The sequence below is a fragment of the Chitinophaga sp. G7 BAM 1005 genome (genome assembly GCF_057126945.1).
Genome location: NZ_CP181478.1, coordinates 683,807 through 710,776 on the forward strand (window position 1 = coordinate 683,807; position 26,970 = coordinate 710,776).

The window sequence follows — 26,970 nt, forward strand, 5'->3', positions numbered from 1 at the left end:
AAATCATGAATTGTATGAAAAAGATATATCTCTTACTTTCCTGCACAGGTCTCCTCGCTGCAGGTTGCAACAAAAGCCTGCTGGATACTTCTCCTCACGACCGCTACCCGGAATCAACTTTCTGGCAAACACCGGAGGCCGCCAACGCCGGACTGGTAGGCTGCTACTCCGTGTTGCGCAACCAGGGCATCTTTGGCGGTAAAACTTCCAACAATGCCACCGCGCTTTGGGAAGAAACCCTTTCTCCCAACGCGTATAACCAAACGGATGCGATGAGCTTTAACTCTATAGCCCGTGGAACACAGATGTCGAGTACCGGTGGTATCGTTACCGCCCGTTACTCCGATTGCTACAGCGGTATTGGCCGTTGCAATACCTTTCTTAAGAAAGTAGATGAAGTAACAGCCATCGATGAGGCTGCACGGAGAAGAATGAAAGGAGAAGCTTATTTCCTGCGTGGACTCTACTACTTTATCCTGGAAAATTATTACGGTGCAGTGCCGTTAATCCTGGACCCGCCGGATAAAAGCACCCAGGCCAAACTGCCACGTACACCACGTGCAGAAGTGGTGGCAAGTGTGTTGAAAGACCTGGACAGTGCTGCAGCTATATTACCGGTAAAATTCACCGGGGCCGACATGGGTCGCGTCACCAAAGGCGCAGCTATGGCGCTGAAAGCAAGGATCCTGTTATATGAGGCCAGCCCGCTGCTGAACACTTCCAACGATCTGGCTAAATGGAAAGCAGCTGCCGATGCCGCCAAAGCGGTAATGGATCTGCCGGGTACAGGCTACGGACTCTTTGCCGATTACCGTGGATTGTTTTTGCAGCCCAATGAAAATAACAAGGAAGTTATTTTTGACGTACAGTATGTTTTCCCGCAACAGGGTAGCTCATTTGACCTGATCTGCACGCAGTACAACACCAACGCACCTTTGCTGGATCTGGCCAAAACCTACTACATGAATAATGGACTGCCCGTTACAGATCCGGCTTCAGGATACAAGGCCGACAGCCCGTATCTCCGCCGTGATCCCCGTTTATACGGCACCTTCACTTATCCCACCGATATGTACCGCGGCGCCATTATTTCTGCTACCCGCTTTGCTATTACCGGTTATGGTATGAAGAAGTATAGCCTCTATGATAGTATTGCACCGCCAAAAGATAAGTCGGATCTGAAAGACGGGCAGTCGGATATCAACTTTATTGTACTGAGATATGCCGACATCCTGATGATGTACGCAGAAGCGCAGAACGAAGTAAGTGGCCCGGATGCTACCATCTTTGCCGCCCTCGACAAGATCCGCGACAGGGTGAAGATGCCGCATATTTCCAATACTTTATCCAAAGATGCGCTGCGTGCGGAAATCCGTCATGAGAGAAGGGTGGAATTTGCCGGTGAAGGATTGTATTACAACGATATCCGCCGCTGGAAAACCGCTGAAACCGTGATGAATGCGCCTATTGAGAATTACAACGGTAAGAAGATTGAAACCCGTACGTTTGATAAACTACGCGACTACTGGTGGCCGATCCCGGTTGGGGAAAAAGATCTGAATCCTAACCTGGAACAGAACGCGGGGTATTAAGTGTCAGATATGTTATGCAGGTATGCAGTTACACCGTAGCTGCATACCTGCATTTTTTTATTAGTCATAGATGGATACGTCATCAATGGAGAAATCTTCCTCCAGCTGTACTTTGATCTCCGAACCCGGAAAGATTTTTCCAGAGATAAAATTAAGCATGAAACCCTCCGGAAATACTTCAATGCCTGCTAAGGTAAGGTCATTGATGAGGGCAGTCAGCTCATCAGAAGAGGGCGGCACATCCTGCTGCCCATAGGCGCTTTCGTTGATCTCCTTTGCAACCGCGTCAACAATTTCCTGGTATTTCCCACTATCCAGGTAGGCTACCAGCTTTTTTGTTTCTTCCACCAGGGGCATAAAGTCGTCCGGTTCAGTACTCTCCGTTTCCGGATCTATCATCAGGGAAACAGGCTCCTGTATAGCAGCCAGCTTTACTTTGGCGGTAAGCATATTTTCTTCGATTTGGCCATCTGTAATTTCGGGGCCAAAACTATGTTTCTTTGCCATCTTATTGAAATTGACCGAATATAACAAATCGACGGGAATATTGGGCCGGACTTTTACGGGATTTTTTCTTCAGGAGATATAAAAAGGGAATGTTATTTTTGTTGGTATAGAATAGGACAGCAGCTTTGTTTTCCTGAAAATGCAATTTAACAGTGACAATTTAATTAACCCGGTATGAACCACGTATTTGAACAGGTTTATGAGATGGAGGCGGTGAGCGGATTATCCAAACATGAACAATTGGTGAATGGTATTTTAAACGCCATACAAAATAAAGGTCTGGCACAGGGGGATATGTTGCCTTCTGTAAATGAACTGATCAACGAGTTTGGTTTCGCCCGGGAAACAATTGCAAAGGCCTATAAAGAGCTGGTAAGCAGGGGAATTGTAGAACCCAGGAACCGCGTTGGCTTTTTTGTGGCCAATGTGAATATAAAGCAGCACCTGCGCGTTGCCCTCGTATTGTTTGCATTCGACGCCTTCCAGGAAATGTTCTATAAAACCTTTCGTGCCGGCTTAGGCAAGGATGTGCATATCGATATTTTCTTCCACCATAATAATATAGAGGTACTGCAAAGTATCGTGAACAGCATAAAGGGCAAGTATGGCATGTACGTGGTGGCGCCCATTCCGCATAACAAAACCGCCGGTATCCTCGGCGCATTGCCTATGGATAAGTTCCTGATGATTGACCGCTACGAACCTATTCCCGGTGAATATTCCTATGTGGCACAGGAGTTTAAGCAGTCCTCCTACAAAGCCTTTTCTGCCCTGGCAGGCGTGATCAAGCAATATAAAGGAATGGTATATTATCACCGGCCCGTAGCCGATACCCCCATAGAGATCCTCCAGGCGTTTAAGAAGTTTGTAAAAGATTTTAATATCAAACATGAAATCAAACCCGAGTACCTGCCGGGCACTCTCGAGAAAGGAAAGGTGTATTTCACCATCAACAACGCCGAGCTGTGGACCATGCTCAAGGATTGCAAACAAATGAAACTCAAACCCGGTAAGGATATAGGTATCCTGTCGCACAACGATGATATCGTAAAGGAACTGATCTTCGACGGAATCACCACCTATACCACCGATTTCAGGCTCATGGCTGAAAAGGCCGCTGCTTTTGTATTAACCCGCGAAAAAATCCAGGAAATAATCCCCACTGTGCTCATCAGGAGGAAGTCACTATAAACCGTTCGTGTGGGTAAGGGATACATGTTAAACGTATCCCTTACACTTCTTATGATATTGTTTTAGCCTAACCTGATTGCCGTTTAACCCTTCCTCCTTTTTTTTGCTGCGCTGCAAAAAATAATCACGCATTTCTTTTGGCGGTTATGAAAAAAATATATATTTGCTATAGGATAGTATAGGATAGTACAGTGTAGTATAGGATCGCATTCCTGTTTCACGTGATACCAGAATCAATCATTAATTACGATAGAACTATAGTTTCCAGGTTATGATGGAATGAATGAAGCAAACGTTATGAAATAAAACTTTTTTCTCCCTTTTACATTAGTTACTGAATGCCACGTATACTTATGATGGCCGTTTATCCTGCGGGGTATCCGGAAGCATCATGATGCTTTAATACACGTTATGGTTTTTTTATACTTCCAATAATTGCTCTTAATATGTTCAGGAAATTTACTTGCTACAAGAAGAGATTTACTGCCGTTTTGCCAACGGCATTATCCACTCCCCGCTACCTTTTGATCCTGCTGCTGTTGATGCTGGCAGGCAACACTTATGCGCAAACACCGGTCCGGGTAACTATTACCGGATCGGTGTCCGATACCACCGGCAGATCCCTGGAAGGTGCTACCATCTCGGTAAATGGCAAAAGTTCCAGCGGAACAGCCACTGACCGGAATGGTAAATTTATCCTCGATGTACCGGTAGGCGCTACCATCCAGGTAACCTTCGTCGGCTTTATCGAACAACGGTTCGCGGTAAACGCCACACAAAAAGATTATCACATCCGCTTGAAAAGCGTAATCGCCTCTGTAGATGAAGTAGTAGTAACAGCATTCGGCCGTAAGCAAAGAAAAGAAGCCGTAGTTGGCTCGGTTACCAGTATCAATCCCGAGGATCTCAAGATCCCTACCAGTAACCTAACCAACGCCCTGGCCGGTCAGATGGCCGGCGTAATCGCCTTCCAGCGCGGTGGCCAGCCCGGGGCAGATAATTCACAGTTCTTTATCCGCGGGGTTACTACCCTCGGATACAGCGCCAGTCCGCTTATTCTTGTAGACAACGTGGAACTGAGTGCCAATGATCTGGCCCGCTTACAGGTAGATGATATCGCCAGCTTTTCTATTTTGAAAGATGCCAGCGCGGCAGCCCTGTACGGAGCCAGGGGCGCCAACGGCGTGATCCTCGTTACTACAAAAGAAGGTAAACCGGGTAAAGCCAGGGTAAGCGTACGCCTGGAAGATGCCATTTCAACCCCCACCCAAAACCTGAAACTGGCAGACCCGATTACTTTCATGAATCAATACAATGAAGCAGTAACTACCAGGAACCCATTGGCTACACCGTATTTCACTCCTAACACCATACTCGCTACCAAAGCTACCATCGATAAAGCGCCGGGCAGCAATCCGTATGTATACCCGGCGGTAGACTGGATGAAGACATTGTTCAAAGATCAAACCACCACCAAACGCGCCAACTTCAGCGTACAGGGCGGATCAGATGTTACCAAATATTATATCGCGGGATCTTATGCCCGCGACAACGGCATCTTACAGGTAAACCCCGTGAATAATTTTAACTCCGGGATGAAGTTCGAAAACTACCAGCTGCGCTCAAACGTGAATGTAAAAATTACCAAAACAACAGAAGCAGTGGTACGCCTCTGGGGTAACTTTAACGACTATACGGGACCTATTACGAGCGATGCCTCCGGCTTAGCCACCGACCTGTATTCCAGGGCGCTGCATACCAGCCCGGTAGCATTTCCTGCCTATTATGAACCGGATGCGGCAAACGCCAATACCAATCATATCCTGTTTGGCAGCGCCTACGGTAACGATGGCTCCCTGTTAAATAACCCCTACGCCAACCTGATGTACGGGTATAAGAACTTTTCCGAATCCAGGATGTCGGCACAGTTTGAACTGAACCAGGATTTCAACTTTATCACAGAAGGGCTTACCTTCAGGGGTATTTTCAGCACCAACCGCTATTCTTATTTTGACCTGAGCCGCTCCTACAAACCGTTCTATTACGGTGTGGGCAGCTACGATGCTGATGCCAATACATATGTGCTCAACTGGCTGAACAGCTCACCCGGTCAGGCACAGGAATTCCTCGGCTATTCAGAAGGCGCCAAAAACATTTACAGCTACATCTATTTACAGGGCGCTATAGATTATAACCGCGACTTCGGAAAAAGTAACCTGAGCGGAACCGTGATAGGTACCCGTCAGCAAACGCTTTACGGCAATGCCGGAAGTTTGTTAGGATCCCTTCCTTACCGTAACCTCGGATTTTCCGGAAGAGCTACTTATTCATTCGATAAAAAGTATTTCGTTGAATTTAACTTCGGTTACAACGGATCAGAAAGATTTGCACCGCAACATCGCTGGGGCTTCTTTCCCACTATCGGCGGCGCCTGGGTGGTATCCAATGAGTCATTCTGGGAGGGCGGTATCGCAAAAGTTATCTCCCGCCTGAAGATCCGCGGCAGTTACGGACTGGTAGGTAATGATAATATCGGTAACCAACGCTTCTTCTATCTCTCCAGCGTAACGCCGGATGACGCCAATGGCCCCGGCGCTACCTTTGGTACCAACAACAGCTTCACGCTGAAAGGTACTACCATACAGGCTTATCCTAACCCGGACGTAACCTGGGAAACCTCTAAAAAAGGTAACCTGGCAGTAGAAATGACCATCGCCAACAAACTCAATGTAACCGCGGAAGTGTATAACGAAAACCGCTACAATATCCTGATCAAACGCGGCTATATCCCTGTTACCGCCGGTATTGAAGGTTCTGCCTCCGACAACCTCCAGGCAAACCTCGGAAAAGTAGATTCAAAAGGCTTCGATCTTCATCTCGATTACAAACAGAATTTTTCAAAAGATATGTGGTTGACGGTGATGGCCAACCTCACGGTAACAGATAATAAAGTCCGCTACTACGAAGAACCGGAGTATAAATATGCTTATCGCTTCTCTACCGGTAACCCGGTAAACCAGCAGTTCGGATATGTGGCCGAGCGCCTTTTTGTAGATGATAAAGAAGCTGCCAACTCACCTGTACAAAACTTTGGCAGCGAGTTTCCTAAAGGTGGTGATATCAAGTACCGGGATATTAATGGCGATGGGGTAATTAACCAGGACGACCAGGTGCCCATCGGTTTGCCTACTACGCCACAGATCATTTATGGTTTCGGTTTTTCCTTCGGGTATAAGAGCTTTGATGTGAGCGCATTTTTCCAGGGACTGGCAAGGGAATCCTTCTTCATTGATCCCAAAACTACAGCGCCATTCGTAGACAACGCCCAGTTGTTACAGGCATATGCCGACAATCACTGGTCGGAAGAAAACCAGAACCTCTACGCCCTCTGGCCACGGTTGTCTACCTCACACATTGCCAACAACGAACAAACCAGCACCTGGTGGTTGCGCGATGGAAGTTTCATGCGGTTAAAGTCTGTTGAAATGGGTTATTCTCTCCCGAAAAGATGGATCGCTCCATTACGGTTAACTAACTTCCGCGTATACTTCAGTGGTCTGAACCTGCTCACCTTCAGCAAATTCAAACTGTGGGACCCCGAGCAGGCTGGTAATGGCTTTGCCTACCCGATCCAGAAAGTATTCAACCTGGGTGTAAATCTTAATTTCTAAGTATAAAAAATATAAAACAATGAGATTTTTTAAAAGAACATTGTTAGTAGTATTGCCGGTCATCTTATCAGTATCCTGTAAAAAATACTTAGATGTAACACCGGACAATGTAGCTACGCTGAACAGCTCATTTGTTAATGCAAATGAAACACAGGCTTACCTGTTTGGTTGTTATTCCAACATGCAAAACCTGGCAGACGTAAGGCGTAATGCGGGCTTCACCAGCTCAGGCGAAGTGATCTTTCCGATTGACCTGCTGGATAAGAACACACTTGGCGGCGCAGGCGGCGATAACGGTTTTAACGTAATGCGCGGTTTGCAGAACAGCCCCAATCCTATATTAAACTACTGGGATGGTTATAACATGGGTTTAAACCTGTGGCAGTCTATCCGCATGTGTAACACCTTTCTCGATAACGTAGATCAGCCGCTGGATCTCCCGGAATACCAGCGCAACAGGTGGGTGGCGGAAGCAAAGTTCCTGAAAGCATATTATCACTACTGGCTTATCCGGATGTACGGTCCCATTCCGATTTCTGATGTGGCCCTGCCGGTGAATACGCCCACAGAAGAAACCAGGTTGAAACAACAATCCGTGGACTCCTGCTTTGGTTATGTAGTGAGCCTGCTGGATCAGGCTATCCCCAGCCTGCCGGACGTGATCCAGAATGCCGGTGCTGAAGCCGGCCGCATTACTGCTGTAATTGCAAAAGCAGTGAAGGCGGAAGTGCTGGCTACACAGGCAAGCCCGTTGTTTAACGGCAACCCTGATTATGCATCCATCAAAGGAAAAGAAGGACAAAGCCTTTTCCCCGTGGCGTATGATGCCACAAAATGGCAACGCGCCGCAACAGCCTGCAAAGTGGCGATCGATGCAGCAGTAGCTACCGGTGCATCGATCTACCAGTTCAGGGCCAGCGGAGGTATTGTGCATATGTCCGACAGCACCAGGCAACTGGTAACACTGCAAGGCGCACTCACCGACCCGTGGAACACTGAACAGATCTGGACCCTCAACCCGCAATTCGGCTGGCAGTATATGGCTTCGCCAAGAGTAACTGCGGATGCAGCTTCCAACGGTTTTGCCGTATACTCTAATTTCTCCGTTCCAATGGCGCAGTCGGAATTGTTCTATACACAAAACGGCGTGCCGATCAACGAAGACAGAACCTGGGATTACGCCAACCGCTATAAATTACAAACCGGCGACGATGCACACCGCTATTATATCCGCAAAGGTTACACCACCGCCCGCGGTAACTTCTACCGCGAAGCGCGGTATTACGCCGATGTAGCCTTTGATGGCAGCATCTGGTTTGGCTCCGCCAACACCGACGATAACAACGCAAACTATGTAAATGCAGTAAATGGTTTTGCTGCGTATACCCCTACCCGTTATAACGTTACCGGCTATTGGCCAAAGAAGCTGGTGCCGTGGCAAACCGCCTTCGGACAAACATCCGTGCAAACCAATTACTCCTGGCCGTTCATGCGCTTACCTGCACTGTGGCTGTTATACGCAGAATGCCTGAATGAAGTAAATGGTCCGGGTGCAGAAGTATACAGCTATATCGATAAAGTAAGGGAACGAGCCGGTTTGCCGGGAGTGGTACAGGCATGGTCCAACTTCTCCCGTAACCCTGCCAAATACGGTTCTAAAGAAGGATTAAGAGCGATCATCCACCAGGAAAGAAGAATCGAACTGGCCTTTGAAGGACAGGCAGGATGGGACCTGAGAAGATGGAAAGAACTGCAGGCAGTACTCAACGGACCTTTCCAGGGATGGAACGCCAAACAGCGTACCGTCCAGGGATTCTATCAGGTGACCAACGTTTACCAACCGGTATTTGGACTAAGAGATTACCTGTTTCCTATCCAGGACTACGACATACTGACCAATCCCAACCTGGTACAAACGCCTTATTGGTGATAACAGGCAGGCCCGGACAAAATCATTTCAAACCAGTTTTTAATTTTTTATATGGATGCTATATATAAAATATTCCGCGTGTTGATACCGGTAGTTACATTACTGATGCTCCAGTTTTCCTGTAAGAAAAACGACGGATATAATGATGTAATTTCTGACGATAAAACAAAACCACAGCCGGTTTCCAATATCCAGGTGATCAATAAAAACGGCGGCGCCTATATCACCTATACATTACCGGATTCCAAAAATGTACTCTATGTACAGGCGGAATACATGATCAACGACACCAAAAGCAGGCAAACCAAGTCTTCCTTTTATTCCGATACCATCGCAGTAGGCGGCTTTGCAAAAAGCCAGGATTATACGGTGACGCTGTACACCGTTACCCGCGCGGATGTAAAATCCGATCCCGTAAAAGTAACCGTGCACCCCGGCACGCCTACTTATCTCCAGGCATTGCCTACCGTAGTAATGCGTGCAGATTTTGGCGGTATCAACATCAGTGTTACCAACACCGCCAAAGATAATATCGGGGTAGTTACCATCACGGAAGATGCGACTACAAAGAAGATGGAAATCAAAAACCAGAACTATACCAACCAGGAAAATATCAACTACAGCATCAGGGGCTATGATACCATCCCGAGAAAATTTGGCATCTACCTGGCAGATGAATTTGGGAATATATCAGATACGGTGTATGCTACTATTAAGCCTATCTATGAAACGATCATGGATAAATCAAGGTTTAATGTGTACAAACTCAATTCCGACGACGGATCCAGCTTTGGATGGGAACTGCGTTACATGTGGGACAATAATCTCGGCAGACCAGGCTATCACTCTACTTATCCAACCACCGCGCCATTGCCAAAATGGGTAACATTCGACATGGGGCAGGTAGCAAAGCTGAGCAGGTTTACACTCTGGGGCAGGGGCCTGGATGATGGCAATTATCTCTGGGGATACGGTAACCCGGATACCTGGGTAATGTGGGGCCGTGCAGATGAGCCGGTAGATGAAATATTGCCGGATACCACCAACCTCCCGGCATTAGGACAGGCAACACCCGGCGGATGGATCAATATGGGCGTTTATCATTTGCCCGCACAACCATCCGGACTGGTATCACCGGCATATGACAATGCCGATCTGGCTCTCTGGAACGCAGGCTTCGGATATAACTTTTCACTGAACCTGCCCAAAGTAAGATACATGCGGTTTGAATGCGTTACCAATGCAGCGCATAGTAATGAATTCTTTCACATCATGGAACTCAGTATTTGGGGCGATAACAGGTAGCGCATTATTTACCTGATCCCCTTTACCGGTATTGTTTAAAGTTATTTTATTAAAAATATAAAGAGATGAGAAAGTATCATATAGCTGCAAAACTCCTCTTACCACTTTGCGGTTTATTTTTCTTCATAGCCTGTACACGGAAGGCAACTGACTTCCGGGACTTCCTCGGCAATACAGAAGTGCAGTATCCCGGCACCGTATCAGGTATTACGCTGTTTCCCGGCAACGGCCGCCTGGTCATAGGCTGGAAGCCCAGTCCAGACCCCAGCATCAGCAAGTATGTATTGTTCTGGAACAACCGGCAGGACTCCATAACCATCAACGCCACTTCGCATAACCCTACCGATACAGTGCGCTGCCTGATCACCGGGTTAAACGAATACGCCTATACGTTTTTTCTGTATTCCTACGATGCGGCCGGTAACCGCTCTATTGTAACTGAAATAGATAATGCACATGTATACGGCAACATTTATAAAAGCACACTCCACAACCGCCTGCCCAACGCTGCCATGCCTTATAAAATACGTGACGACGGCGCTGTAACATTGTTCTTTACTTTGCCCGATACTATTAATATCAGCACCACCATCAGGTATACCAATGCCGCCGGTGTAGCTGCAGTAGCCTCGATTGCCGGCGACCAGGATTCTGTTAATTTACCCGGCTACAAAGCTGGCCAGGCGGTAACTTACCAGTCGTCCTATATCCCTTCGAAAGGTGCATTGGATACTTTTTATACCAACAGCTACGATACTTTCCCTGATATCTACAAACTGGTGGCCTGTGATAAAAGCTTATTCCAGGAACACGATCTGCCAAATGATATGGGCATCTACCAGTCGGATACCCGTGTCAGCAAATTATGGGATGGCAGCGTAGGTCCGCAGGGCTATCCTAACATCTTCCATAGTGACGATAACGGCTCTAACAATCCATTGCCGCGCACCCTTACTTTCGACATGGGCAAATTATACAACCTGGGCCAGATCGAAGAAACAGGCAGGAACTGTTGTAATAATCCTTCCGAATTTGAAGTATGGGGTATTGCGGATATCACCAATGCGGCTACTTCGCTGAATGCCACCGATCCTGGATGGGCCGCTGAAATGAGCAGCAAAGGATGGACGCTGTTAACCACCGCCATCCGGGGCGACGACGGAAATGAAGCGATGAAGTTTAACTTCATCCCACAGGCCCCGCCGGCGCGTTACATCCGCATCAGGGTGCTGCATACAGTGAATAATGCCAACTCTATCAACATGAGTGAAATTACCATGTACAGCAAGCAGTAAAACAGTTGACTGTCAGCATAAAAAAGCAACAGGTGGAAAGTAATGTGCTTTCCGCCTGTTGCTTTTTTATATTAAGACCGGTTTTCCTGAAGTAATCCTGTTTGCAATAATCACATCAAATGTAGAAAATTTATAATTACATCCAGGCGATGAAAGCCCGGAGTGTAAATATGCAGCACAATAAATGTCCCAATTGCGGAACCACTGTATTTTCGCAGCCTATAACCAATGATAACCAACTGCAGGTAGTCATTCACTGCGAATATGGTGGTTCACGGTTCAATGTGCAAAATCCTTCTTATGGCTGGAGAAATGCAAAAGACTGGGGGCATAAGGTAGCTCGCTTCCTGGGTTATGCTATCGGCGGCTTTACCGGGATGTTTAATATGACTCAGCGCTATTGTGATATCCAATTTGGCGCTAAGTATGATAATTTATATTTTTAAAGCCCAATTGTCGGCTGATTTAAACACTTCTTCTTATGCTCACATTAAAAACATTTCAATTACAGATAAGTGATACAATTATTCATAGGGGAAGAGAATATTATGAAAATGGTGCTGTGCTTGATCTTGAGGAAACAGAGAAAGATTGCTGGCATGCCGAAGTGATAGGACGTGAAACATACGTAGTGGAAGTAACGCTTTTGAAAAAAGATAAAATAAAGTCATATTCATGCGACTGTCCCTATGACGGTGATATTTGCAAGCATGTAGTAGCTGTTTTATTTCTTCTGAAGGAAGAATTGGGGAACATCTCTGCCCTCAAACAATCACTCCCAAAAACAAATTTTAGTGAGTTGTTACAAAAAATAAGCGTGGAGGAATACAAGGAATTTATTCTGGCCTATGCTGCAAAAGATAAGACATTCAAATCGCTGTTTGAACGGCACTTTGCAGATAAGGATAGCTCTATTAATGTAGAGAATAACTATACTAAACTGCTTAAAAGATTGATACGGGATAACTCGGGCAGGGATTTTATTGATTACCGGTCTGTTCATAAAATAGCAAATGAGATTAATGAATTGCTTGAAGAAGGGCTACAGCTTATACAAAAAGGCAATTTTCGCGGTGCTTTTATTTTAGCGCGATCAGTGTTAACAGAAGTTGTTAATCTGATTACTTACTGCGATGATTCCAGTGGATCTATTGGATATATTATCCACGGTTCCATAGAATTGATAATGGTTATCGCTGATACGGAAAGTGTAACTATGGCTTTGAAGGAGGAGGTTTTTGATTTTGCGCAATCAGTGATAAGTCAACCTGTTTACTTTGATTATGGTGACTTTGGATATGAAATGGTAGATGTGTATCAAACGCTTGCCATAAAGCTGAGTAAAGAAAAGTCCTATTTGAATTTTGTTGATGGTCAGATTAAAATGGCTTCTGCAGATGAATATTCTTACAGGAAAAAATATTTCATTACGCGAAAAATAGCCTTCCTGAAAGCTATTGGAAACTATGGAGCGGCTCAGGCGCTTGTCCGTGAAAATTTAGATATTGTAGAGGTCAGACAGGGAGAGGTAGACAGTTTGATAGCGACGAAAGATTTGTCTCCCGCAAAGAAATTAATAGTTGAGGGAATCAAAATAGCTAAGGAAAACAACCATCCTGGAACCATTGCAAAATGGGAGAGAGAATTACTACGTATCGCTGTTTTAGAAGATGATAAAAAAATGGTGAGGTATTATACGAAGTATTTTGCTTTTGATAGAGGCTTTGATCAGAATTACTATAATCAATGGAAGAATACTTTTACAATTGAAGAATGGGAAGAGGAAATAGAAAAGTATATAGAAGAAAAAATAGCAGCTATAACATTGCAATATCAGGAGAATAAGGGCAAAGCATGGTATTCTCCTGATACATTGCTGCTCGATTTGCTTGCTCCCATTTATATTGAAGAAAAATATTGGGACAGGCTATTTGCATTGATGAGCAGGGAAACAGATCTCGACAGACTGTTGCGGTATCACAACTATTTGATAAAGATATACCCGGTACAGCTATTGGTGATATATCTTCCTGCTTTCAAGCGTAAAGGTGATGTGGCAGGAGGCCGTAGAGAATATGCAGATTTAGCTATCAAAATGGAAAAGATAATAAGAGATATTCCTGAGGGGAAAGATGAAATCATTGCTGTAGCAGAAGAACTGATCCGTAAATACCCCCGCCGGCCGGCTATGATAGAAGAACTGACTGCGGTAATTAAGATGTAAGGCTGAAATGCAATCAGCAAACTCATTTGGAAATATTATTTTACTTTTTATTTGATAGGAGATTTAAGGTGTAGATAGGTGGAGGCCAAGCCTTGCTATTTTGTTTCCATTTGTTTGTCAGGCAGTGATAGAAAGCTTGCTGACCTCCACTTAACATTTAGAGTAGAAATTGTACCTCACTGATATTGGTGCTAATATTTATGGGTAATAGTCGTGATATTTAATTGTTGATAATTGCAGCGGGATGTATAATATCGTAGCTTAGTAAACGGACATTAACCTGAGTAAAGTAATAAAAACTGACCGGAGAAAATTAAAGGGAAATCGACCAACTAATCGACTAAAAAAGAAAAACCCGCGACCAGCGCGGGTTTTCTAAGTTCTTTGCGGACCGGACGGGACTCGAACCCGCGACCTCCGCCGTGACAGGGCGGCATTCTAACCAACTGAACTACCGATCCATTCCATTTTGATCCTAAGAACTTGTGTCCCAATTCGTTGTGTTGTTCCGTTTTGGGATTGCAAAGATAGCAACAAAGTTCCCAATTAAGCAAATCTTTTTTAAAAAATATTTTCAGCATTATCTTTACACCCGATCTTTAACCAATTTAATCAAATTATGCAATTCCTGGATTTCGAGAAACCTATCGCTGACTTATACGATCAGCTGGAGAAGCTGAAGGAAAATGGTGAAAAATCAGGTGTGGATGTTTCTGCTACTGTTAGCGAGTATGAGCAAAAAATTGCTGATACCCGCCAGAATATCTACAACCACCTCACCGCCTTCCAGCGCGTACAGCTGAGCCGTCATCCGGATAGGCCCTATACGCTGGCGTACATCGAAAAAATGTCCACCAATTTTACGGAACTGCATGGCGACCGGAATGTAAAAGACGATAAAGCTATGGTAGGCGGCTTCGCCGACCTGGATGGCGAAACGGTCATGTTTATTGGTCAGCAGAAAGGCGTAAACACTAAAATGCGCCAGCTCAGAAACTTTGGTATGGCCAACCCGGAAGGGTACCGCAAGGCCCTGCGCCTGATGAAACTGGCCGAAAGATTTAATAAGCCCATTGTTACTCTCATCGATACTCCCGGTGCTTATCCCGGTTTGGAAGCGGAAGAAAGGGGCCAGGCGGAAGCCATTGCCCGCAACCTCTTTGAAATGGTAAAACTCCGCGTGCCTGTAATCTGTATCGTAATCGGGGAAGGCGCTTCCGGTGGCGCATTAGGCATCGGCATCGGCGATCGCGTATTTATGCTCGAAAACAGCTGGTACACGGTGATCTCTCCCGAAAACTGCTCCACAATCCTCTGGCGTAGCTGGAATTTCAAGGAAAAAGCCGCAGAAGAGCTGAAACTGACCTCCGATTATATGAGCCAGTTTGGCCTGGTAGATGGCATCGTACGCGAACCACTCGGTGGCGCACACGTAAACCCCGATGAAATGGCTCACCTGCTGAAGATCCGCATCAAGGAAACACTCGCAGAATTAAAGAAAATTGATCCGGATACACGCATAGAACAACGGATCGATAAGTTCTCCCGCATGGGTTTCTACGAGGAGAAATAAAAAATATTTAGAGATAACAATAAAAATTTCGAATTTCGGCCTTCGAAGTTCGAAATTTTTATTTTCCCGTAAACGCAATATGGAACAACTAAAAGGCACCGGGGTGGCATTGGTAACACCCTTTAAAGCAGATGAAAGCATTGATTGGAATGCTTTGGAAAAGTTGATCAACTACGTGATCGATGGCGGCGTGAACTATGTTGTGTCTTTAGGCACAACTGGCGAAACACCTACTCTTTCTGCAGATGAAAAGCTGGATTTGATAAAATTCACTTTCGAAAAGGTGTCGAAGCGGGTGCCTGTAGTGATTGGCGTTGGCGATTATAACACAAGAGATGTGGTGAAACGGCTGGAGAAATGCCCGCTCGATGAAGCGGCTGCCATCCTCAGCGTAGCGCCTTATTACAGCAAACCTACACAGGAAGGCATTTATCAGCATTATAAAACTATTGCTGCTGCCTCCCCAAAACCGGTGATCCTGTACAATGTTCCCGGCCGTACCGGCCGGAATATGACTGCGGAAACCACCCTGCGCCTGGCGCATGAGGTGGAAAACATCGTGGCCATGAAGGAAGCATCCGGCGATATGATGCAATGCATGCAGATTATCCGCGATAAACCAAAGGATTTTCTCGTTATCAGCGGCGACGACGCACTGGCGCTGGGTCAGCTGGCCTGCGGCATGGACGGCGTTATTTCGGTGGCTGCCAACTATTTTGCGACCGATTTTTCCAGCATGGTACACGCTGCCCTGTTAAACGATTATCCCGCGGCACGCACGCTCAATTACAAAATGCTGGAAGGATTTGAACTGATGTTCTCCGAAAACAATCCCGCCGGTATCAAGGCATTCCTGCATTACGCAGGGATTGTGGAAAATACTTTCCGCCTGCCTGTAACGCCCGTTAGCGACGGATTGTATACTAAGATAGCAGCCTATCTGAAGAACTACTAACAATAAAATGTAAATAAAAAAGCAGCCGCAATCCGGGGTGGACCGCGGCTGCTTTTATTTTATAACCCCTGGATAATATACGTTACGCCCTCTTCCGCAATTTCCGTATTCCCGAAAACCGGTCTGGATTCATCCAGGAAAGGTTGTAATTCGGTGTACTTGGAAGAAAAATGACCGATCAGCAGGCGTTTTACTGCCGCTGCTGCCGCCAGAGAGGCCGCCTGTACAGAAGTGCTGTGAAACCGCTCTGCCGCCCGTTGCTGTAGGTTGTGCAGGTAAGTGGTTTCATGATACATCAGGTCCGCATCCTTCAACACCGGCAAAAGATTCACATCATACAGCGTGTCGGCACAGTACACATACCGCTTGCCGGGAGGCGGAGGCAAAGTTACCCAGTCGTTTTTCACCAGGGTACCGTCTTTCCGCTGATAATCGGCGCCATCCTGCAATCTGCTGAAGTAGGCAGCCGGGATTTCGTAGGCCCTGGCCTGTTCCGGGATCAGCTTACGCTTGCGTTTCTGCATCTCAAAAGAAAAACCAAAACAGGTAATCCGGTGCTGGGTGGGAAAACAGCTTACCGTCAGGTCCTTATCTTCCAGGATGATACCGCTGTATCCCGGTTGCAGGGGCACAAAGCTCAGTTCAAATTTCAATACCGTACCCGAACAATCCAGCTGGAGCTGGATAATTTGTTCCAGCTCCGGTGGCGCATACACGCTGATAGGATCGGTTCGGCCCATAAGACTGAGCGTATTCAACAGGCCAATCAGCCCGAAATAATGATCTCCGTGAAGATGGCTGATGAAAATATATCTCAGCTTACTGCGCCTGATCCGGTACTGCGCGATCTGTAATTGTGTGCCTTCTCCGCAATCTACCAGCAGGAGCTGCTCATTGCAGGTAACTACCTGGGCGGTGGGGTGCCTGTCCAGGGTGGGGATAGCAGAATTGTTACCTAATATCGTGACTGCGAACATGTAAATAGCTTTAATTGTTCAATTGCCTTTTGTTTAAATCACCCTTACGTGGGAGTAAAAAAGAGCGGCAATCCATCCTTATTCCAATCCATTCAGTAATTCTCTTTCCAGCTCTTCCATCATTACAAGGTCTATTGCCTCTGCCATAGTAGGAGCCAGATTGAGCATATCATCCCCTGCAGATTTCAACTCAGCTGTTAAAGTGTTGTTAAGGCCGGTGATGGCACAGGATAAATTATTGTCATACATACGCTGATAAACTGTTAAAATGGCTTCAACGCCCTTTGCATCAATTTTTTGTACCAATGTCATATCCAGTATGAGATTGCGTCCCTCCAGCTCCGGCAGCGCCGTTGCAGTGGCCACAAAGTCGTCTGACAAATTAGCATCCAGAATTGTTTCTTCCGGACAAAAAACGACTATTTTTTCTTTGGTATCAATTTTGAATTTCATGCGATGGACGTTGTTTTATACTTTTAGTAAAATAAATTTTGAACAGAGGGAACCCGCCTATAAAATATAACCGCAAGAGATCGAAAACAAAAACCTCTTTTTCTTCGTAGATATTTTTAAACGAACGTACCCGCATCACCGCAAAAATAATCTTATACTATTAAAGTGTAAGTTGTTTAAGTTTAAAAAGGAATAACTTCATTTCCGCACAAAGCGTGATAATCTTAAGTCAGAATTATTCGTTATTATTGTATAAGCAAGCCCCCGTAAGGGTTTTTGATAATTTAATAATCTCACAATGGACCAGAATTTTTCACCGCAAGTTAAGGAGATCATTTCGTTCAGCAGAGAGGAAGCTTTACGCCTGGGCAATGACTTCATAGGTACTGAACACCTGCTGTTAGGTATTATTCGAGAAGGCGAGGGCACGGCCGTAAAGATTCTGCAGGCTTTGAACGTAGATCTGTATGAGTTACGCAAGGAAGTAGAACTGGCTGTTAAAGATAAGACAGGAAAGAATATCGCTAATATCAATAGTCTCCCGCTTACCAGACAGGCAGAGAAAGTTATACGGGTTACCGTACTGGAAGCCAAAGCACTGAAAAGCGCTACGGTGGAAACGGAACACCTCATGCTTTCTATACTCAAGAATAAGGAAAACGTTTGTACACAAATCTTACAACAATTTGACGTGGACTACGATACTTTTAAAAACGAACTGGGCTTTGTAAAATCTGCGGACCCTAAATCTGAATTCGACGATCCGGGCGAAGAAGAGTTTGAGGACGAAAGAAAGAGTTACGCAAGCAAAGCCAAACAGACAAATACCAAATCCAAGACGCCCGTACTGGATAACTTTGGTAGAGATATTACCAAGCTGGCCGAGAGTGGCAGCTTAGACCCGATTGTTGGCCGCGAGCAGGAAATTGAAAGGGTATCCCAGATACTTTCCCGCCGTAAAAAGAACAATCCGATCCTTATTGGTGAACCCGGTGTGGGTAAAACCGCCATCGTGGAAGGTTTGGCGCTGCGTATCGTGCAGCGTAAAGTTTCCCGCGTGCTTTTCGATAAGCGCGTGGTAAGCCTCGACCTCGCCGCCCTGGTGGCCGGTACCAAATACCGCGGCCAGTTTGAGGAAAGGATGAAGGCCATCATGAATGAACTCGAGAAAAACAGGGACGTAATCCTGTTTATCGATGAAATTCATACGATCGTGGGCGCGGGTGGCGCTTCCGGTTCACTGGACGCTTCCAACATCTTTAAACCGGCACTCGCAAGAGGCGAACTCCAATGCATTGGCGCTTCTACCCTCGATGAGTACCGCATGTACATCGAAAAAGATGGCGCACTCGACCGCAGGTTCCAGAAAGTAATGGTGGAACCACCAAGCGTGGATGAAACCATCATGATCCTCAATAACATCAAGCCCCGTTATGAAGAATACCATAACGTAAGCTATACAGATGCAGCCATTGATGCCTGCGTGAAACTGAGCGACCGCTACATGACCGACCGCCTCCTGCCAGACAAGGCAATTGACGTACTCGATGAAGTAGGCGCCCGCGTTCACCTGAAAAACATCAATGTTCCTCAGAATATCCTCGATCTGGAAAAACAGATAGAAGATATCAAACAGGAAAAGAATAAAGTAGTGAAAAGCCAACGCTTCGAAGAAGCAGCTGCTTTACGCGATACGGAGAAGAAACTGGGTGAAGACCTGGAACGCGCAAAAGCAATGTGGGAAGAAGAAGTAAAGCACAAACGCTACCCGATCGATGAAGAAGCTATCGCAGAAGTGGTAAGCATGATGACCGGTATCCCCGTTAAAAGGATGGTACAGGCCGAAACTGAAAAACTCCGCCGCATGGGTGAAGACCTTAAAGGCGCCGTGGTTGGACAGGACGAAGCCATCAGCAAAGTCACCAAAGCCATTCAGCGTAACCGCGTAGGTCTGAAAGATCCGAAAAAACCAATCGGTACCTTCATATTCCTCGGCCCTACCGGGGTAGGTAAAACAGAGTTGGCCAAATCACTGGCCCGCTATATGTTCGACTCTGACGAAGCGCTTATCCGCATCGATATGAGCGAATACATGGAGAAATTCTCTGTTAGCCGCCTCATTGGCGCCCCTCCGGGATATGTTGGATACGAAGAAGGTGGTCAGCTGACTGAAAAAGTTCGCCGCAAACCCTACTCCGTAATCCTCCTGGATGAAATTGAAAAAGCGCATCCGGATATTTATAACCTCCTGTTGCAGGTACTGGATGATGGTATCCTCACCGATGGCCTCGGCCGTAAAGTGGATTTCAAAAATACCCTCATCATCATGACCTCCAACATCGGAGCCCGTCAGCTGAAAGATTTCGGCGCCGGCGTAGGTTTTACCACCAGCACAAGAGCCGTAAATGAAGAAGAGAATACCAAGTCAGTGATCGAAAAAGCACTGAAACGTACCTTCTCTCCTGAATTCCTGAACAGGATCGATGACGTGATCATCTTTAACTCCCTGGCAAAAGAGCACATCTACACCATCATTGATATCACAATGAAAAGTGTACTGAAACGCCTGAACAACCTCGGTTTCAGCCTGGAACTGACAGATGAAGCCAAAGGCTTCCTGGCAGATAAGGGTTACGACCAGCAGTTCGGCGCCAGACCGCTCCACAGAGCCATCCAGAAATACCTGGAAGATCCGCTGGCAGAAGAAATCCTCAACATGAACATTCATGATGGAGACATCCTCGTGGCCGACCTGGATAAGGAAAATCAAAAGCTGATCTTTACCCTGAAAAACAACTCTTCCAAGAGTAAATCAGAGAAATCAGAAGCGTAAGTAACACGCAAAAAAACATAACAGCAGCAGCCCGTCAGAAATGATGGGCTGCTTTTTTTATAACATGAACATGTTAACTTCCCCAGCCCCACTAGCTTATTTTAAGCAAACCCATCCTGTTACAGCATATATTTCCTTCTTAATACTTTATCTGCAATCGATCTACCCACATTTTACTACCCATATATGGTTAGATCGCGCATCGTGTGTGAATAAATACCTGAACTAAAATGGTATGATCATGTCATTTTTTTAAAAGATTTAATATGTCACATTTGCATTATAATAATTATCTAATCTATATAATGATATTTATATCAAACTATAATAGTTTATATTTTTTTATTATTATTTAGATTCTATAAGATATGACCAATGAATCCCTTATACTGCGATAATTGAATCTATTTATCCCTATTACCATCACACCGGCAAATACTAATGCCGGAGGTGGGCTTGACATTAAATATTTATCCCTATATCTATGAGAAAATCTCTACGCATTGTAGTACGGATGATGCTGGTTGGTGCTGTGGGCATGATCGCCTCAAAGGCAAATGCACAGCTGAAAGTCGGTAAAAATCCCACTACGATAGAAAAATCCGCTATCCTCGACCTGGATGCAGACAAACAAGGCCTGTTATTGCCTCGTTTAACTGATACAGTAGGTATCACAGGCTTAACTCCCCCGGATGGGATGGTCATCTACCTGAAAAAAGCCGGTGAAGAAGGCTTCTATGTAAGAAATCACGGTTACTGGCAAAAAATGGCCAACACGGGCGATGTAGCCAATACCTGGGGCCTCAGAGGTAACCCTGGTACTGCAGGGGACTTTATCGGAACTACCACCAACGTACCGTTTTCCCTCAAGGCAAACAATGTGGAAGGTTTCGTGATCGACAATGGCTATGCGTTCCTGAAAAAACTGGACCTGGTAACTACAGGAGTAGAAGTATTACTGATAGATCCCGTTACCGGTAAAATCAACAAGCGCACCATTTCCGAAACGGCTTTTACAACAGCCATCAATAAGATCAACGGACTAACCGCCGCAGATCAGAAACTGACCACCGCTGCGCCGGTAGCAACACCAAACGACTACGTGTTTTCTACCACAGGAACAGATACCCACGTACTCACTATTGCCACACAAAAAGGTGTAACCGGCGCCGGCGAAGTAACAGCGGGTTTACTGAGCCTCGCCGACTACAAACGTTTTGATAAAGCCACACTGGCAATGATCATCGGCGCATTCGATGCCACACCGGTGAACGATGGTTTGACAATAGACAATACCAACCCGGCTGTTGCTCCGAAACTGATCCTGCACGCCGCTGATGCTACCCATCCAGGTGCCGTTTCTACCGGCGCCCAGTCATTCGACGGTTTAAAAACCTTCCTGCAATCTGTTACAGGTAACGAAGACCTGACCATCCTGAAGAAAGGTCAGTTCGGAACCGGATTAACGGTACTGGCTAATGGCGCTACCATCACCGGTAACTCAATCATCACCGGCAACCTCACTTTACCAGGTGCTACCAGCAATCTCACTGTAGGCGGCAACTCTGTTCTCACCGGTACCCTGAATGTAACAGGCGCCACCACACTGGCCAGCACCCTCGGTGTTACCGGTAAAGCTACCCTGGATAATGACCTCCAGGTAAAAGGAAATACACAGCTCGACAATAACGTGGTACTCACTAACATCGCAGACGGAACTACGCAGGATATAGTATTACTCCGCGACGGTACCTCAGGTAATGTGGTGAAAAGAAAACTCTCTGCTACCGCATTTAAAGACCTGACCTTCAAATCAGATCATGCCGGCCTTGATCTGGCAGTAGCACAGGTTGCAGATGAAGTAACCGTAAGCATCCCCGTAGCTTCACCTGCTACCACCGGTGGTTTGATAAGCAACACCGCACAAAGCTTCGCAGGCGCAAAGAAATTTGGCGATGAAGTTTCCATAAAGAAAAATGTACACATCGGCGATACGAATAACATCGGCAATTCCACCTTACAGGTAACCGGTTCGGTATCCATGTCTATCACCACCGTAACTGCTGGTGGTACTTACACCGTGGCGGCAACAGATAATACCATTCTTGTAAGCGCCAACGCAGTTTGCAGCGTGGTATTACCGGATGCTACCACCTGTACCGGGCGTATCTATACCGTGAAAAAAATACCTGCTGCTTCCGCACCGGACGATACACAAATTAACAACGATGTGCAGATTACCTCCGCCGGTGGCACGCTGGAAGGTGGCGCTAAACTGACCATCTACAACGACTGGACCTTCTACACCGTTCAGTCTAACGGAACAAACTGGTACGTGATTAAGAAATAGGCTGAGAAAATAATAGGAACGGCTATGTGGAAATCATAGCCGTTCTATTCCTTTGGGTACATTCCTTAAATGTTGATGTATGAAGCTGCAAGGGCTTATAAAAGTATGCGCTGCAATGCTGTTTTGCTTAGGTAATCAGCAGTTGACGGCACAACAATTAAAGCTGGGAACTAATCCTTCTCTGATAAAACAATCCGCTTTACTTGAACTGGAAAGCAAGAAGCAGGCACTCCTCCTTACCCGTATTGCGGATACTAATCAGATCGTCACCCCGGTGAACGGCATGATCATCTACCTGGAATCCGATAACACTTTCCGTGTCCGGGCCAATAACTACTGGACAAAACTGATAGCTGATGGCGCCGCCATCAAATCAATAAACAACGATCTTTCCCCCGCACAGGAAATTAAAGCCACATATACGCCCGGCGGCACTTTTGGCTTTGCCTCTGCCGGCGGCATTCATAACCTCACTATCCCGGATGCTTCTCTTACAGCGCCTGGATTTGTTAATTACAGCGCCCAGTCGTTTAAAGGATTTAAAAACTTCACGGAGGGACTGCAAACCTACTCACTGCGTGTAACCAACGAAGTTAGTACACCCATAAAAATATTGGGAAAGGATGCCAGCGGAGACGTGGCTTCCATGACCATCGATAATAACTTATCCATCACCGCCGGGCAACTGGCTGTGAAGAACAGTACTAAATTATGGAACGCTAATAAGATAGCAGACTATGATGTATTGTTCAGTACCGCCCCCGTTAATAATGACGTGCTCACTTTTAACGGTACACAATGGATTGCCAAAGCTGCAGGCGGTGTTACTTTAGTAGGCTTGTCGCTGCCATCTATATTTAATGTAACCACGCCAACGGTAACTACTTCAGGAACGTTAACGGCTACACTGAATACGCAAAACGCCAACCTGGTTTTTGCAGGCCCCGCCACAGGAGGCGCAGCTGTACCCACTTTCAGGGTATTAACAGCGGCAGATCTGCCGGCGAATTCCAATAGCTATATTCAAAATACAACAACTGCACAAACAGCCAGCTTTAGCATAACCGGAAACGGTGTTATTGGTGCTGCCGGTACACTCTCCCTGAAAGCATTCACACCGGGATCAGTAACCTTCGCGGGAACAGGAGGTGTCATCTCGGAAAACAAAAACCTGTTCTTTTGGAATGACACTAAATCATCATTGGGAATAGGCACCAATACGCCGGCTAACCGCCTGGAAATTGCAGGACCGCAAACTACGACTCCTGTCTTTTCGGCCGCTACTTCGGGACTACGTCTCTCAAATATCGCCAGTGCTACACCAGAAACAGCTAACACAAAAGTACTGTCTATCAATAGCACCGGAGATGTAATCGTTACAGAGAATTTAGCATCCGGTAACTGGTTGATGACGGGTAATACTGCCGCTCCGGCCGGATCAGCATTAGGAACTAACGATGATGTGAAAATGGTTATTAAATCTAATAATCAGTCTTACCTGGAGTTTGGAAGACGTGATTTATTAGGTCTCACCGATGGCTATCCGGATTATACAGACCCGAATCAACGGGTAACTTACCTGAAATCTGCATTACAGTTCGAGGCTGCCGGCGCCAGCTTTTATAAGCCCATGTTTTTTGTAGATGCTAATGGCAATTTCAGGATGAAAGGTAGCGCCGCAGGCACAGACCTGTTTGAATTTGGTTCTACAGGTACCAGTAACAATGGTGGCTTTGATTTCATTATCGGCGACGATGGTGATGAACCGATCATTTTCAAATCGTATACACATAACGCTACTCCCACTACAAAAGAAATGATGCGTGTACAAAGCGGTAAAGTAGGTATTGGCCTCACCGCACTCCCCGCCAGGATGTTGCAGGTAAATGGTGATATGCGACTGGCCGGAAGCGCTGGCACGCCAACGGATTTAATGGGCCGCGATGCAGTAGGGGATATCGCCAATGTGGCACTGGATGCTACTACACTAAAAATAACCAGTGGTGTATTGGGAGCCAATAACACCAGCAATATATGGAATGCCAAACAACTGAATGGAGTGAATGTAAGCGGCACAGCACCCACAGCTGACCAGGTATTACAGTTTGATGGTACCGAATGGATACCAGCCGCGGTTCCCGGCGGGATGGTATATCCCATAAAATCTGTGGGCTCAACGGCTACTGCATATACATTGACTAGCGCAGATTATACCCTTATTGTAAACACAGGTAACAATATGACAATTACGTTGCCGGCGCCTGCTGCCAGCAAGGGCAGAATATATGTGGTGAAACGATATAATTCAAGAACGATCACCATGAGTACGCCTAGTGGAAGTATCGACGGCCAGGGGGCTACTTTACAATTGGGTTTTGAAACCAGACGCTGTTACTCTTTTCAGTCCGATGGTACTAACTGGTACATTATATCAGAGAACTATTAATACAATCAGAATATAATTATTGTGCTGAGATACTGTTTAATAATATGGTTGTTACTTGGAGGAGGTATCCGTCTCTCCGCCCAGCAGGGCGTTTACATCCCTGCCGGCGCCACCGTATGGCTTGCCGGTAATACCAACGTAGGCATCTTCGCTGATATGACGAACAACGGTATCCTCGGCTCCAATCCCAATACCACCTTTTATTTCCTCAGCAAATTATGGACTAACGGAAATGGTGCTACGCTGCCCGATGAAAGTGCAGATGGTACCTCCGGCACCGGCGGCACCTTCCTCTTTTCCGGTGCCAGTCAGCAAAGGATATTTGGCGCTTACAGCTTTATTGCCGGAACAGGTACGAGCTTCCCAAACCTGCAGCTCAACAACCCCGCCGGCTTGCTGCTGGAGGATTTCACTGATCTGAAGGTCAGGAATAACCTTCATTTTGCCAGCGGCCGTATTTATCTTAACGGCTGGAACCTCCAGGTTGGCGATAAAACACCCGGTACCATTACCGGCTACAGCGACTATCGCTATGTGGTTACCGGCAAAGGGATCGCAGGTGGATTACTGTACCGCGCCGCTATCTCAAATACAGATGGAAAAGTAGTGTTCCCGGTAGGAACAGATGACTATAGTTATTCACCCGCCGCCGTACTCATCACCGGCGCAAAAGACATGATAGGCGCCCGTGTATACGACAGCGTATTTACCGTGGCCGCAGGTGGCGCGGCTTACCCCGACAGCTTCGTGAACAAATCCTGGAATATCCGCCGGGCAGATAACAGCGGGGGAGAAGTAGATGTAATCCTGCAACACATGGATGTCAGTGAATTACCGGCCTATGCCACCTCACGCGATAGCAGCTTCATTACCCGCTTCGTTAGCGGTGTATGGGACGCGGTACCGGTAATCACTACCAGGCCATTACCCGGTACATTATCCACTGCTGCTATGACTCAGCCGGCAACTATGCACCTCCGGCACTTCGACGGATTAGGCGCCAGCGAATACTTTACAAAAACGGCATTGATCGGCTCCGCCAAACCAGCCATGTTCCTCAGCTTTGAAGCCTATAGGATTGCCCCGGTACTGGTGCAGCTGGACTGGATCACCAGCCGCGAAATTTACAATGCCACCTTTGAAGTGGAACGCCGCTACGAAAGACAGGAAACCTTCGTTAAAATCGGCGTACTGCCAACAAAAGCCGTCAATGGCAATAGCAGCGTACCACTGAGCTATACCTTCCCGGATGTGAATGACTATGACGACTGGACCTATTACCGCATCAAGGCAGTAGGCAGAAACGGCAAAATCACTTATTCCGAAATACGCGCAGTACCTCCGTTTGTACAGATCAAGGTATTCCCGAACCCGAATAACGGTAACTTCAAAGTCACTATTCGCGGTATCCGTGGCGATATGCTGATGCAGCTGCACGACACCTGGAGCCAGGTAATGCGCCAGTATGAGGTAAGAAGGGATGCCGAGGTGAATATCTCAAACCTGCCGTCAGGCGTATACTTCCTCGTAATCTATCATAAAGACACCATGAAAGTGGCTTACACCTGCAAGGTGGTAGTAGCACAATAAAAGGCCGGAATTTCCCGCAATCGGAAATTCCAGCCTTTTGTTTTGATTTTCTCGGAGATTTGCCCCAATTTTGTAGAG

At 46.3% G+C, this 26,970-nt stretch carries 17 protein-coding genes and 1 tRNA gene; 14 read left to right on the forward strand and 4 right to left on the reverse strand.

The window, feature by feature from the left end; translation table 11 throughout:
• The first annotated feature begins 14 nt into the window (after nt 1-14).
• Entirely contained in the window at nt 15-1,592 is a 1,578-nt protein-coding gene (locus tag ACMXI2_RS02700) for a RagB/SusD family nutrient uptake outer membrane protein (RefSeq protein ID WP_483780187.1), read from the forward strand.
• Nucleotides 1,593-1,652: 60 nt separating this feature from the next.
• Here the strand turns inward: ACMXI2_RS02700 and ACMXI2_RS02705 are convergent, their stop codons facing one another.
• Nucleotides 1,653-2,099 carry a hypothetical protein gene (locus ACMXI2_RS02705; RefSeq protein ID WP_483780188.1) on the reverse strand — a complete coding sequence of 149 codons (447 nt, stop codon included), beginning with the start codon at nt 2,097-2,099 and terminating at the stop codon, nt 1,653-1,655.
• A 174-nt stretch (nt 2,100-2,273) separates the two neighbouring features.
• On the opposite strand from ACMXI2_RS02705, the gene ACMXI2_RS02710 reads away from it, so the two are divergent.
• From ACMXI2_RS02710 to ACMXI2_RS02740, 7 genes are all read left to right on the forward strand, one after another.
• Nucleotides 2,274-3,290, forward strand: a complete 1,017-nt coding sequence (locus ACMXI2_RS02710; RefSeq protein ID WP_483780189.1) for a GntR family transcriptional regulator — start codon at nt 2,274-2,276, stop codon at nt 3,288-3,290.
• A 446-nt stretch (nt 3,291-3,736) separates the two neighbouring features.
• Entirely contained in the window at nt 3,737-6,961 is a 3,225-nt protein-coding gene (locus ACMXI2_RS02715; RefSeq protein WP_483780190.1) for a SusC/RagA family TonB-linked outer membrane protein, read from the forward strand.
• A 19-nt stretch (nt 6,962-6,980) separates the two neighbouring features.
• Nucleotides 6,981-8,891 carry a RagB/SusD family nutrient uptake outer membrane protein gene (locus ACMXI2_RS02720; protein ID WP_483780191.1) on the forward strand — a complete coding sequence of 637 codons (1,911 nt, stop codon included), beginning with the start codon at nt 6,981-6,983 and terminating at the stop codon, nt 8,889-8,891.
• Between the two features lie 51 nt (nt 8,892-8,942).
• Nucleotides 8,943-10,196, forward strand: coding sequence for a DUF4959 domain-containing protein (locus tag ACMXI2_RS02725; protein WP_483780192.1), 1,254 nt, complete (start codon nt 8,943-8,945; stop codon nt 10,194-10,196).
• A 65-nt stretch (nt 10,197-10,261) separates the two neighbouring features.
• Nucleotides 10,262-11,491, forward strand: coding sequence for a DUF4998 domain-containing protein (locus tag ACMXI2_RS02730; RefSeq protein WP_483780193.1), 1,230 nt, complete (start codon nt 10,262-10,264; stop codon nt 11,489-11,491).
• A 149-nt stretch (nt 11,492-11,640) separates the two neighbouring features.
• Nucleotides 11,641-11,937: a hypothetical protein gene (locus ACMXI2_RS02735; RefSeq protein ID WP_483780194.1), complete on the forward strand. Its 297-nt coding sequence runs from the start codon at nt 11,641-11,643 to the stop codon at nt 11,935-11,937.
• 35 nt (nt 11,938-11,972) lie between these two features.
• On the forward strand, nt 11,973-13,715 hold the full coding sequence (locus ACMXI2_RS02740) for an SWIM zinc finger family protein (protein ID WP_483780195.1): 1,743 nt from the start codon (nt 11,973-11,975) through the stop codon (nt 13,713-13,715).
• Between the two features lie 387 nt (nt 13,716-14,102).
• On the opposite strand, the gene ACMXI2_RS02745 is transcribed toward ACMXI2_RS02740, so the two are convergent.
• Nucleotides 14,103-14,176, reverse strand: a tRNA-Asp gene (locus ACMXI2_RS02745).
• Between the two features lie 158 nt (nt 14,177-14,334).
• On the opposite strand from ACMXI2_RS02745, the gene ACMXI2_RS02750 reads away from it, so the two are divergent.
• A complete protein-coding gene (locus tag ACMXI2_RS02750; RefSeq protein WP_483780196.1) occupies nt 14,335-15,288 on the forward strand; it encodes an acetyl-CoA carboxylase carboxyltransferase subunit alpha in 954 nt (317 codons plus the stop codon).
• Nucleotides 15,289-15,367: 79 nt separating this feature from the next.
• Nucleotides 15,368-16,243, forward strand: a complete 876-nt coding sequence (dapA, locus tag ACMXI2_RS02755) for a 4-hydroxy-tetrahydrodipicolinate synthase (RefSeq protein ID WP_483780197.1) — start codon at nt 15,368-15,370, stop codon at nt 16,241-16,243.
• Nucleotides 16,244-16,302: 59 nt separating this feature from the next.
• Here dapA and ACMXI2_RS02760 read toward each other — a convergent pair whose 3' ends face one another.
• Nucleotides 16,303-17,220 (reverse strand): ribonuclease Z, encoded by a 918-nt coding sequence (locus ACMXI2_RS02760; RefSeq protein WP_483780198.1) that lies wholly within the window; start codon nt 17,218-17,220, stop codon nt 16,303-16,305.
• Between the two features lie 78 nt (nt 17,221-17,298).
• The gene (locus tag ACMXI2_RS02765; RefSeq protein ID WP_483780199.1) at nt 17,299-17,673 is read right to left on the reverse strand and encodes an STAS domain-containing protein; all 375 of its coding nucleotides are present in this window, start codon (nt 17,671-17,673) and stop codon (nt 17,299-17,301) included.
• Nucleotides 17,674-17,971: 298 nt separating this feature from the next.
• Here ACMXI2_RS02765 and ACMXI2_RS02770 point away from each other — a divergent pair, with 298 nt between their 5' ends.
• The 4 genes from ACMXI2_RS02770 (at nt 17,972) to ACMXI2_RS02785 (ending at nt 26,892) form a co-directional block, all read left to right on the forward strand.
• Nucleotides 17,972-20,506 carry an ATP-dependent Clp protease ATP-binding subunit gene (locus tag ACMXI2_RS02770; RefSeq protein WP_483780200.1) on the forward strand — a complete coding sequence of 845 codons (2,535 nt, stop codon included), beginning with the start codon at nt 17,972-17,974 and terminating at the stop codon, nt 20,504-20,506.
• A gap of 484 nt (nt 20,507-20,990) precedes the next feature.
• On the forward strand, nt 20,991-22,856 hold the full coding sequence (locus tag ACMXI2_RS02775) for a hypothetical protein (protein WP_483780201.1): 1,866 nt from the start codon (nt 20,991-20,993) through the stop codon (nt 22,854-22,856).
• A gap of 79 nt (nt 22,857-22,935) precedes the next feature.
• Nucleotides 22,936-25,302, forward strand: coding sequence for a hypothetical protein (locus tag ACMXI2_RS02780; protein ID WP_483780202.1), 2,367 nt, complete (start codon nt 22,936-22,938; stop codon nt 25,300-25,302).
• Nucleotides 25,303-25,350: 48 nt separating this feature from the next.
• The gene (locus ACMXI2_RS02785; RefSeq protein WP_483780203.1) at nt 25,351-26,892 is read left to right on the forward strand and encodes a T9SS type A sorting domain-containing protein; all 1,542 of its coding nucleotides are present in this window, start codon (nt 25,351-25,353) and stop codon (nt 26,890-26,892) included.
• The last annotated feature ends 78 nt before the right edge of the window (nt 26,893-26,970 follow it).